Annotated in this window: 13 protein-coding genes; 7 read left to right on the forward strand and 6 right to left on the reverse strand. The window is 38.5% G+C overall.

Annotation, left to right across the window (positions count from 1 at the left end; genetic code table 11):
* Positions 1-4 precede the first annotated feature (4 nt).
* From P7D84_RS12100 to P7D84_RS12110, 3 genes are all read right to left on the reverse strand, one after another.
* Positions 5-454, reverse strand: a complete 450-nt coding sequence (locus P7D84_RS12100; RefSeq protein ID WP_311806580.1) for a hypothetical protein — start codon at positions 452-454, stop codon at positions 5-7.
* 17 nt (positions 455-471) lie between these two features.
* The gene (gene acrIIA3, locus P7D84_RS12105) at positions 472-837 is read right to left on the reverse strand and encodes an anti-CRISPR protein AcrIIA3 (RefSeq protein WP_311806581.1); all 366 of its coding nucleotides are present in this window, start codon (positions 835-837) and stop codon (positions 472-474) included.
* A 539-nt stretch (positions 838-1,376) separates the two neighbouring features.
* Positions 1,377-1,856 carry a methylated-DNA--[protein]-cysteine S-methyltransferase gene (locus P7D84_RS12110; protein WP_311800654.1) on the reverse strand — a complete coding sequence of 160 codons (480 nt, stop codon included), beginning with the start codon at positions 1,854-1,856 and terminating at the stop codon, positions 1,377-1,379.
* Positions 1,857-1,952: 96 nt separating this feature from the next.
* Between P7D84_RS12110 and P7D84_RS12115 the strand changes: the two genes are divergently transcribed.
* Genes P7D84_RS12115 through P7D84_RS12130 form a run of 4 tightly spaced genes read left to right on the forward strand, consistent with a single transcriptional unit; the run spans position 1,953 to position 5,387 of the window.
* Positions 1,953-3,332: a bifunctional metallophosphatase/5'-nucleotidase gene (locus P7D84_RS12115; RefSeq protein WP_311806582.1), complete on the forward strand. Its 1,380-nt coding sequence runs from the start codon at positions 1,953-1,955 to the stop codon at positions 3,330-3,332.
* 34 nt (positions 3,333-3,366) lie between these two features.
* Positions 3,367-3,987 (forward strand): YutD family protein, encoded by a 621-nt coding sequence (locus P7D84_RS12120; protein ID WP_311800652.1) that lies wholly within the window; start codon positions 3,367-3,369, stop codon positions 3,985-3,987.
* 4 nt (positions 3,988-3,991) lie between these two features.
* The gene (locus P7D84_RS12125) at positions 3,992-4,762 is read left to right on the forward strand and encodes a TIGR01457 family HAD-type hydrolase (protein WP_311806583.1); all 771 of its coding nucleotides are present in this window, start codon (positions 3,992-3,994) and stop codon (positions 4,760-4,762) included.
* Complete coding sequence (locus tag P7D84_RS12130) at positions 4,752-5,387, forward strand: TIGR01906 family membrane protein (protein WP_311806584.1); 636 nt, start codon at positions 4,752-4,754, stop codon at positions 5,385-5,387. The genes P7D84_RS12125 and P7D84_RS12130 overlap by 11 nt, the downstream gene beginning before the upstream one ends.
* Positions 5,388-5,426: 39 nt before the next feature.
* On the opposite strand, the gene P7D84_RS12135 is transcribed toward P7D84_RS12130, so the two are convergent.
* Both P7D84_RS12135 and P7D84_RS12140 read right to left on the reverse strand, forming a co-directional pair.
* Complete coding sequence (locus P7D84_RS12135) at positions 5,427-5,936, reverse strand: phosphatidylglycerophosphatase A family protein (RefSeq protein WP_311800649.1); 510 nt, start codon at positions 5,934-5,936, stop codon at positions 5,427-5,429.
* Positions 5,937-5,955: 19 nt separating this feature from the next.
* Complete coding sequence (locus P7D84_RS12140; protein WP_311806585.1) at positions 5,956-6,939, reverse strand: NAD(P)/FAD-dependent oxidoreductase; 984 nt, start codon at positions 6,937-6,939, stop codon at positions 5,956-5,958.
* Between the two features lie 131 nt (positions 6,940-7,070).
* Here P7D84_RS12140 and P7D84_RS12145 point away from each other — a divergent pair, with 131 nt between their 5' ends.
* Positions 7,071-7,658, forward strand: coding sequence for a peptidylprolyl isomerase (locus P7D84_RS12145; protein WP_311806586.1), 588 nt, complete (start codon positions 7,071-7,073; stop codon positions 7,656-7,658).
* A 29-nt stretch (positions 7,659-7,687) separates the two neighbouring features.
* Here P7D84_RS12145 and P7D84_RS12150 read toward each other — a convergent pair whose 3' ends face one another.
* The gene (locus tag P7D84_RS12150; RefSeq protein ID WP_311806587.1) at positions 7,688-8,857 is read right to left on the reverse strand and encodes a MalY/PatB family protein; all 1,170 of its coding nucleotides are present in this window, start codon (positions 8,855-8,857) and stop codon (positions 7,688-7,690) included.
* 79 nt (positions 8,858-8,936) lie between these two features.
* Between P7D84_RS12150 and P7D84_RS12155 the strand changes: the two genes are divergently transcribed.
* Both P7D84_RS12155 and P7D84_RS12160 read left to right on the forward strand, forming a co-directional pair.
* Complete coding sequence (locus P7D84_RS12155) at positions 8,937-9,317, forward strand: CvfD/Ygs/GSP13 family RNA-binding post-transcriptional regulator (protein ID WP_311800646.1); 381 nt, start codon at positions 8,937-8,939, stop codon at positions 9,315-9,317.
* Positions 9,318-9,401: 84 nt separating this feature from the next.
* Positions 9,402-9,764 carry a hypothetical protein gene (locus P7D84_RS12160; protein WP_311800685.1) on the forward strand — a complete coding sequence of 121 codons (363 nt, stop codon included), beginning with the start codon at positions 9,402-9,404 and terminating at the stop codon, positions 9,762-9,764.
* The last annotated feature ends 240 nt before the right edge of the window (positions 9,765-10,004 follow it).

Raw genomic sequence — 10,004 nt, forward strand, 5'->3', positions numbered from 1 at the left:
CCTCCTAACGATCCGCAAGATCGTCCACAGTGATTTCTTCCAACCAGGCAATTACTTCATCGGGATTTTCGCCCAATTTAACTGGCTCATTTCTAGCTTGTCGGCTCAACTGATCGTTCTTCAAAACCGCATGTTTAAATGCAGCTAACGCTGATTCTTTGCTTTTCCAGTCGTAAACATAACGACCGAGAAGTTTTTTCGCTTCTTCTGGTGTAGTAGAAGCGCGTCCAACAATGTTTATCCACTGCTGTTTACCAACGCTGATAACATCAACTTTTTTAGCATAGTCTACTAGCAATTCAGCTTTTCCCAAAGCCATGTTCTCAATCTTGCTTTTTCCGGTTCGATAATTATCGATGTATTGCGGTGTCAAACCGGTATCTTTAGCGATTTTATAACTTGTTAGCTTTCCTTTTAATAGTTTCGTGATGATTTCAGTGTAAGTTTCTGTCATTTTATTTTCCTCCTATTTTATGCAGCAGTACGTTTAAACATACCAGCAGCTTTGATTGCTTTTTGCCAAACTGACATTCCAAAAGTTTCTTTATCAATGTTCATCATTTGTTGATATTTGCTTTCGTCAGCTAACCCAGATACAAAATTCAATTTCTTTTCAGCCCAATTCCACGCTTTCAATTCTTCAGAACTTGCGATTGATTTAGTATAAACTTTTCTTTCTTCAATATCTTCTTTAGCTTTTGCCCAAGCGGCTTTCAAGCAAACGCCAAATGTTTTTTCAGTATCACCATAAGATGTCCAGTTAATGTCGCAAACATCAACTTCATCATTATTAAACCAGATCCACGCTTGAGTCATAATTTCAGATTTGTTAAACATTGTTGTTTCCTCCTTTTGCTTATCTCTTATCTATAAACCTATTATACAAAGTATTTTGTATAAAGTCAATAGAAAACTACAAAGTATTTTGCATATTGTCAAATAAAAAAATACCTCCTCAAGAAGAGAAGGTACGAATAAGGGGCAAAAAAGGGGCAAATGTTTGCCAATGTTGTCAAATAATCAGTAATAAAGCGTTGCGGAAAGGTCGGAAAAACATTGATATGACAACAATTAGCAACATTTGTTTAGCAGTAATCCAACTAAGTAGGATCCGGCATGTGTCTTATAAATGACGTTACAGCAGACTTTCGAGTCTGCTTTTTTTTGTAAAAAACAGCTATCCAGAGGAAATTAATGATGAATTTATGGTGGTTTGTTGGCTGTTTTATTTTTTGAGACAAAAATGATGAGGAAATACAAAACGATCCGAACTATCAACTGTAATATTACTGACTTGGCGCAGATCTGCGCTAAAGTAGCAGTATACAGAAATAGTTTGGATCGTTTTTTAATAAATGACTATCAAGACAGTAGTATCAAAAAAGAGCGCTCGTTTGTAATAGGGGATTTTCAAGTGTAAGTAACTGAGCTTTTATTTTTAGGCCAGCTTCACTTGAGCCTGAATACCCCACTAGTTTGCCGTTTTTACCGATTACTCGATGGCAAGGCACGATAATCGGTAATGGATTGTTGCGATTGGCTTGACCGATGGCACGAACTGCCTTAGGACGCTGAATTTTTTCAGCAATTGTTTGATAACTGCAAGTTTGCCCAAAGTTAATCTCTGTCAAAGCATGCCAAACTTCTTTTTGGAAGTCTGTCCCTTTTTCAAAAATATAAGGAACGTCAAATGTTTTTCGTTTGCCGGCAAGAAATTCTAGCAGTTGGGTTTGGGCCAGGGCTAAAATTTCTTGATTGGCTAAGGGCGTTTCAACAATGGGTGTATAAGATATCTGACTTAGAGCATGGGGGGTAGCATCTAGCCAAATGGTGCCGAGAATAGATTCAAATTTCATGTGTCCACCTACTTTTTTTATAAACGACTTCGTTCAGCCTTTTTCAGCTATATGTTACTATAGGTGGAACAAGAAGAGTTGAAAAGAGGTAGAATAATGGAAAAAATTATTCTTTTGCACACCAACGATCTTCATTCCCATTTAGAAAATTGGCCGAAGATCCGTCGTTTTCTATTAAATCGTAAACAAGAAGAAACGCCAGCTAAAAAGATTATCACAGTCGATCTAGGGGATTTTGTGGATCGCTGGCATCCGCTGACTGAAGCAACTAATGGACAAGCCAATGTTCGATTGATGAATCAGATCCATTATGATGCGGCAACGATTGGTAATAACGAAGGTGTCGGAAATTCTAAAGCGGAATTAAATCATTTATATGATGGGGCAAATTTTGATATTCTTTTGGACAATCTTTTTGACAAGCAGACGTTGCAACCACCTGAGTGGGTCAAGCAGGCTAAAATCCTCACGACAGAACAAGGGACAAAAGTCGGGTTATTGGCTTTTACTGCGCCATTTTCGTTAACCTATGAGCCCAATGGATGGGATATTCGTCAAGTGATGGATATCTTGCCAGAATTGGTGGCAGATATTCGACCAAAAGTAGATGTCTTAGTTTTAATGAGCCACCTTGGAATCAGCGTGGACCGTAAAATCGCTCGCGAATTACCCGAAATTGATGTCATCTTAGGATCGCATACCCATCATTTATTTGAAACAGGAGAAAAAATCGGAAATGTTCAATTAGCAGCAGCAGGAAAGTATGGCTACTATGTAGGAGAAGTCCACGTGACCGTTGATGCTGAACATCGCATTCAAAAAACATCTGCTCGAACATTTCCTACTGAAAAAATGTTGGCTTTACCAGAAGATCAAGAAGAGATCGATGGTTATTTGCAAGAAGGCCATCAGTTGTTAGCCGCAAAAAAAGTGGCTGATCTACCTTTTGCATTGCGTATCGATCTCCAAGAGGAGCATACCATGATCAACTATGCATTGGCAGCGGTAAAAGAAGCGGCAAAAACTGAAGCAGCAATCTTAAACTCTGGCTTATTTTTAAAAGACATTCCAGCAGGACTCGTTGACCAAGACCAACTCCATACCGCTTTGCCGCATCCGATGCATCTAATCAAAGTAACCTTAGACGGGAACAATTTGATCCGATTGATTTTAGAAATGGAAAAAAACCGCCACTTTTTGATCAATTTCCCCGTAATGGGAATGGGATTTCGCGGAAAGGTTTTTGGTCATCTTGTTTATGATGGGATTGCGTACGATCACGTGAATCATCAGGTACGTTGGTTAGGTGAGTTAGTCGATCCTGAGTTGGACTATACGATTGCAACAATCGATCATTTTATGTTTGTGCCGTTTTTTCCAACGATTGAAATCGCTAGTCGCTACGAATTTCTATTCCCAGATTTTATCCGCAGTGTTTTGGGGGACTATCTCCACACTAACTACCCAATCAAATAAAAACAAGGTATAATAGCAATCAGGTGGTGAAACGATGGCAAAAGAAAAACAAGACAAACCAGTAAAACAAAACAATCCTGAAAAAACAGTCACTGAAGAATTGACTGAAGTCTTAGACGAAATCGTTGAGACCCCCGCTGAAGAAAAGAAAAAAGGTGAAACTGTCGTCTTTGTAGATGACAGCAATCTTTTAATTGGTGAACGCCAATATCGCTTAGTTAAAAATTATCGTGAGGGCTTTGATGCCGAACGTTTAGGTGAACGCTTTAGTGAGGTCTTGACACGTTACGATTACATCGTCGGAGATTGGGGATATGATCAGTTGCGCCTGAAAGGTTTTTTCCGAGAAGATGACCGGAAGAGCTTACCAGAACAGCGGATCGACACATTAGAAGATTATTTATATGAGTACTGTAATTTTGGTTGTGCATATTTTGTATTGGAACGAACTGGGGGCAAACGTCAACAGACACGTAAAAAACGCAAGCGGAAACGTAAAGATAAGCCACAAGCTTTCGTAGAAGAAAAAAAGGTCCCAGTGACGGATAAACCGAAGAAAAAACCAATAATCAAAAACCGCCAACCTAAAAAAGAGACACCAACAAAAACAAAAGAAAAGGACGAACGCTTTGTGATTCGTCAAAGAGAAGAGTAAGAAGATGTACAAAGGATATTTGATTGATTTAGATGGAACGATTTACCGTGGCAGCGAGCCGATTCCAGCTGGTCGCCGTTTTGTTGAACAACTGCAAGCGCGTCAGATTCCATTTTTATTTTTGACCAACAACACAACTAAAACACCAGGAACAGTCGCTGACCGATTAGCAAATGAATTTTCGATCCACGTAAGTCCTGAAACGATTTACACCGCCACACTAGCAACAATCGATTATATGAATGATGCTGACAAAGGCAAAAAAGTTTTTGTTATCGGTGAACCTGGATTGATTGATCCGATTTTAGCGGCGGGTTATGTTTGGGAAGAAAAAAATCCTGATTATGTAGTCATTGGCTTGGATACCAATGTGACGTATGAAAAATTTGTGACAGCAACATTAGCGATTCAAAAAGGTGCGACTTTCATCGGGACCAATTCAGATAAAAATATTCCGACCGAGCGGGGGTTATTGCCTGGTGCAGGCTCAGTGATTGCGCTAATTGAAGCATCTACTCAACAGACAGCGATTTATATTGGAAAACCTGAAGCAATCATCATGGATAAAGCGGTGAAAGTTTTAGGGATGGAGAAATCGGATGTCTTGATGGTGGGCGACAACTATACGACTGACATTTTAGCAGGCATCAACAATGAGATTGATTCCTTATTGGTTTTATCAGGCTATACCCAAAAAGAAGAGGTACCGACTTTACCAGTACCGCCAACACATCTTGTTGATTCGTTGGATGAATGGACGTTCGATGAAGCGTAGCTGGTTGGAACGTCTAGGCTTGATCTGTTTGTTGCTGACTTTATTGACACTTGCGATCACATTGACGATCAACGCTCGTTGGCTCTATCAATTTGATGTTGAACGCTTACGTTTATTGGATGAGACATTCCTGTCTAAAAAAGAGTTGCTGGATAATTTCGATCAATTGATGAGCTATCTGAATCTGCCTTGGGTAGAAAAACTTCATATGAGTGATTTTCCCGTTTCAACTAGTGGAGCGCAACATTTTTATGAAGTAAAACGTTTGTTTTTGCTGAATTACGGATTATTAGCGGTAACTATTTTGCCGAGTATTTTTTATCTGCGGCATTTGATTAGACAAAAACGGTTATGGACACTGGTCCAACCATTTCAAATAGCCGTCGCAGTCCCTGTCGTGGTCGCTTTTTTGATGGCAGTGAATTTTGACCAGTTCTTTGTTTTGTTCCACGGAGTACTTTTCAACAATGATGCATGGATTTTTAATCCGGTGACAGATCCGATTATTACCGTTTTACCAGAGACCTTTTTCTTCCATTGTTTCATTTTATTTTTTGTATTAGTGGAAATTTTTTACTTTCTGCCGATTTATTTTGGCAAAAGGGCATTAAAAAAAGAGCGGTAAGCTCTTTTTTTAATGCCCTTTTATTGATAGAACAAATAGTTACTTGACGATAGAATCTAGTTTTCGTGGATGTTCATGAGCCAGGCGGCTAGCCGCAGCTGCAGCGATTGCCCCCACAAGATCATCCAAAAAGGTGTGGACGTGGATTCCATCATGTTCATTGAGTTTTTTCAAAATCCCTGGTTTGACTTTATCGATGTAGCCGTAATTAGTAAAACCGATTGAGCCATAGACATTGACGATTGAAAGGGCCATAATCTCATCAATGCCGTAAAGCCCCTCATCTTCTTCTAAAATATTTTGCAGCGGGTAATCTAGCCTTTTTTGTTCAGCAAGCAGATCCAGTTGGATACCGGTGATGATAGCGTTATGGACTTCTCGTTTAGTCAATACACGATTTACACTATGGATACATAATTCAATATCTAAGGTATCGATATAATCTTTTTGTAAAAAGAAGACCAGTTCTGCGATGTCTCTAATAGTGACTCCGCGTTCTTCTAAAAGTTCACGAGCTTTCTGTTCAAGAGCAGTTGTTTCAAATACCATATCTTCCCTCCGTTAAGCATTAGTTTTGCGGAAATAGGCTAGTGCTGTGACCAGGTTGTGTTCGATTTTTTGGATTGATGTAATGCAGCGCGTTATTGACAGCAGTCGGTGCTTCTCCCATACCGGTAGCAATCAGTTTTACTTTGCCATCATAGGTCGTGATATCTCCGCAAGCATAGACTCCTGGAATGGATGTCCGCATGTCTGATTCAACAAGGATTGCTTGACGGGTACTTTCCAGCCCCCAAGATTTTAAATGATCCAAAGACGAAGAAAATCCGTAATTAACAATCAAGTAATCAATGTTCACTGCAATTGTCTCATCACTTTTCACTTTTTGTAAAGTCACACCTTCTAACAGTTCTTTTCCGCTAAGTTCGTGTAATAGGTATGGTGTGTAAATATTAACAGAAGACTCTTTTAGTTTTTGGACACTGTGTTCATGACCTCTGAAATTATCGCGACGATGAATGATCGAGACCTCTGCAGCAATGGGTTCTAACATCAGTGCCCAGTCGATCGCCGAGTCGCCGCCACCTGCAATCGCAACCTTTTTTCCAGCATACTTCATCAAGTCGGTGATATAATAATCGATTCCGTGATTTTCAAAAGTATCAGCACCATCGATTAACAAACGTCTTGGTTGAAACGAGCCGTTCCCGATAGCTAGGACCACAGCTTTTGCGTAATGACTTTCTTTGTTAGTGATCAATTCAAGGTACTCATCATGTTGTTTTAGTTCTAGAACCTCTTCATCTAAGCAATAAGTGTGGGAAAATGTCCGTAATTGTTTTTCTAAGTTGTTTACCAGATCCGCCGCCTTTATAATGGGGAATCCAGGAATATCATAAATATTTTTTTCAGGATAAAGCGTCGTTAATTGTCCGCCTAATTGTGGCAAACTATCGATCAACTTTGTTTTAGCTTGACGGATTCCCGCATAAAAAGCCGCGAACATTCCAACAGGTCCTGCGCCTACGATAGTTAGATCAAAAATTTCCATATCAACACCCTTTCTTCTCATCGATTGTAACAAATAAATGGATGAGAAAAAACTGCTTAGTTTGTAGAGGTGGCAAAACTAGAAAAGTTTGTTATGATGGACACAGCAAAAAAATAAAGGAGGATTTTGAAGTGACTCAATTTCCACAATTAAACTTAGCCGAAGAAAAAGGCCCAAAAGCAACAATCAAAACGAATATGGGGGATATTAAAGTTCAACTATTCCCTGAAGAAGCGCCAAAAACTGTAAAAAACTTCGTAGAATTAGCGAAGACAGGCTACTATGATGGCGTCATTTTCCACCGTGTCATTCCTGATTTTATGATTCAAGGAGGCGACCCGACCGGTACTGGTATGGGTGGAGAGAGCATCTACGGTGAAAAATTTGAGGATGAATTCTCACAAAATTTATTCAACTTGCGCGGCGCATTATCTATGGCTAACGCTGGTCCAAATACAAATGGCAGTCAGTTCTTTATCGTCAACAAACAAGATGTTCCTGCCAATATGATGGCGCAATTAGAAGAAGCCGGTTTTCCTGGTGAAATCATTGAAACGTACAAACAAGGTGGGACTCCTTGGTTAGATTTTCGTCATACTGTTTTTGGACATGTGACTGAAGGAATGGATGTTGTTGACAATATCGCTGCAGCTAAACGTGGCGCGCAAGACAAACCTGTCCATGATATCGTCATCGAATCTATCGAAATCGGTGAATAAAAAAATACGGCCACTGAGCCGTATTTTTTTTATTCACTCAAGCCTGTTACGATTCGTTGCAAATCTTCTGCAAGGATTGCTTGTGGACAGGCGATGTTCAAACGCATATGCTGCTTGCCGCTGGGTCCATAACTAACTCCAGGGTTTAAAACGACTTTTCCTTTATGGATTAAGCGTTGTTCCAATTCTTCATCAGATAAACCATATGCTGAAAAATCCAACCACATCAAGTAAGTCCCTTCTGGCTGCATGATTTTTACTTTTGGCAAATGTTCGTGGAAAAACTTTACTGTGTATGTGATGTTTGCTTGCAGATAAGGTAATAACTCTGCTAACCATGTATCACCTGTTTTATAAGCTGCGGCCATTCCAATCAAGCCAAAAGTATTGATCTCTTGTTGGAAGTTTTCTTCTTGTTTTGCGAGTAATTGCTTGCGTAATGTATCATTTTTAATTAAGGCATAAGAATTTTTGATTCCGGCAAGATTGAATGTTTTAGTAATGGAAGTAAATTGTAGACTAAAATCACTAAAATCTGTCCCAGCACAAAAGAAAGAAGTCATTTCATGCGGTGGGAAAATCAAATCCTGATGAATCTCGTCACTTAAAACAAGAACTGCGTATTTTTTACAAAGTTCTCCTAGACGTTGTAATTCATCTTTTGTCCAAACTCGTCCGCCTGGATTATGGGGATTACACAAAATCATAACTTTAATCTGATATCGTTTGAACTTTTCTTCGATATCAGCAAGGTCCATCACGAATCGTCCATCTTTTTCATTCAATTGACTACGAACTAATTTTCGTTTGTTATTAGTAATGATTGTTGCAAAAGGAGGATAGACCGGATCATGAATTAAAATAGCCTCTTCTGGTTTCGTGAATGCTTGGATTGCTGTAGTTATTCCAGCTAAAACACCTGAAAAAAATAAAATTTCTTTTTTTTCTAAATCTAGGTGATGCCGTTCGCGTTCCCAACGGATGATCGCAGTATAAAGATCTTGCGGAATATCTGTATAACCTAATACTCCATGAGTCAATAATGCTTGATATGCGCTTAAGACATCAGTGGGTGCACGGAAATCCATATCAGCGATCCATAGTGGCAAAAGATCATCTTCATTGTACATGGTAAGGATAGTATCCCATTTCACACTGTTGGAACCAATTCGTTCAATTGGCTGATCAAAATTTGTCATGATTCTTTCCTCCTATTTAGCTAACTTCAATTTTGGTGATAAATACAGTATAATGAAACATGCGAAAAGAGGGAAACGAATGAGATATAAAATTGGAGAGATTATAGAAGGCCGTGTAACGGGTATCCAACCTTATGGAGCGTTCATTTCATTAGATGATCAAACACAAGGATTGGTTCATATATCGGAAATACAATCAGGCTATACTAAAAACATCCACAGCTTTTTAGAAGTTGGACAAGTAGTAAAAGTGCAACTCATTGATATCGATGAGTATACTAAAAAAATCAGTCTATCATTGCGAACGTTAGTGGAACATCCTGCGGAGATGCCATACCATCGAAAACGCTACTTCACAAATCGTAACAAAAATATTGGCTTTCGCTCACTCGAGAAAAATATGCCTCATTGGACTGATGAAGCCATCGATTTTTTGCTGAAAGAGCGAGCTGAAAATTAAATACTATTTTATGTAAATAATATCTTTTTTTCTGAAAGCATGATACAATAAAGGCGATTTAGATTAGCTTTTGCAGAGGTGAAAATTGTGACGAAACAAGTATCTGGAACAATCATGTTGCATTTAGAAGATGGATCAAAACGTTTTTTAGTTCATGAAGTAGGAAGAGATAAAGAATTTGCCCACACTGATACCAAAGCTGAAAACACTGTTTTAGCTAGTTTTTTAAACTTTTTGAAAACTACACTACATATTGACGTTAATAATATTCGTTTAGTCGAATTAACGAATACACAATCACATGGCGCTAACTTACCCTTGTATGTATTTGAGATGACTAGCAAAGAAGTTACGGAATTACCAGAAGGTTTCGCTTGGGAAAGCCCTGATAGTGTAAGAAAAATTTTAGGGACAATTGAAATCGAAGGTGTACCATTATTTGAATAGCGATAAAGAAAGAGCTTACAAAAATAAGTTCTTTTTTTTCGAAAAAAATAGTTGACCATTAGTTAATTAAATGGTAAATTAATAAACGTTGCTGATGCAGCAAAAGCCGAACGTTGATTTTTAAAATATAAATAACTTCAAAAAAGTTATTGACATTCACTCAGTAAGCTGTTAAGATATAAAAGTTGCTGAAACAAAACAACAAACAATGTAGACCTTTGAAAACTGAACGAATAAAAC

Source organism: Enterococcus dongliensis (assembly GCF_031927985.1).
GTDB classification, from domain to species: Bacteria; Bacillota; Bacilli; order Lactobacillales; family Enterococcaceae; genus Enterococcus_A; species Enterococcus_A dongliensis.

Bases quoted from the DNA above. Each gene is read 5' to 3' on its own strand.
- P7D84_RS12100 (WP_311806580.1), bottom strand. From the start codon at position 454: ATGACAGAAACTTACACTGAAATCATCACGAAACTATTAAAAGGAAAG.
- acrIIA3 (WP_311806581.1), bottom strand. From the start codon at position 837: ATGTTTAACAAATCTGAAATTATGACTCAAGCGTGGATCTGGTTTAAT.
- P7D84_RS12110 (WP_311800654.1), bottom strand. From the start codon at position 1,856: ATGAAATTTGAATCTATTCTCGGCACCATTTGGCTAGATGCTACCCCC.
- P7D84_RS12115 (WP_311806582.1), top strand. From the start codon at position 1,953: ATGGAAAAAATTATTCTTTTGCACACCAACGATCTTCATTCCCATTTA.
- P7D84_RS12120 (WP_311800652.1), top strand. From the start codon at position 3,367: ATGGCAAAAGAAAAACAAGACAAACCAGTAAAACAAAACAATCCTGAA.
- P7D84_RS12125 (WP_311806583.1), top strand. From the start codon at position 3,992: ATGTACAAAGGATATTTGATTGATTTAGATGGAACGATTTACCGTGGC.
- P7D84_RS12130 (WP_311806584.1), top strand. From the start codon at position 4,752: ATGAAGCGTAGCTGGTTGGAACGTCTAGGCTTGATCTGTTTGTTGCTG.
- P7D84_RS12135 (WP_311800649.1), bottom strand. From the start codon at position 5,936: ATGGTATTTGAAACAACTGCTCTTGAACAGAAAGCTCGTGAACTTTTA.
- P7D84_RS12140 (WP_311806585.1), bottom strand. From the start codon at position 6,939: ATGGAAATTTTTGATCTAACTATCGTAGGCGCAGGACCTGTTGGAATG.
- P7D84_RS12150 (WP_311806587.1), bottom strand. From the start codon at position 8,857: ATGACAAATTTTGATCAGCCAATTGAACGAATTGGTTCCAACAGTGTG.
- P7D84_RS12155 (WP_311800646.1), top strand. From the start codon at position 8,937: ATGAGATATAAAATTGGAGAGATTATAGAAGGCCGTGTAACGGGTATC.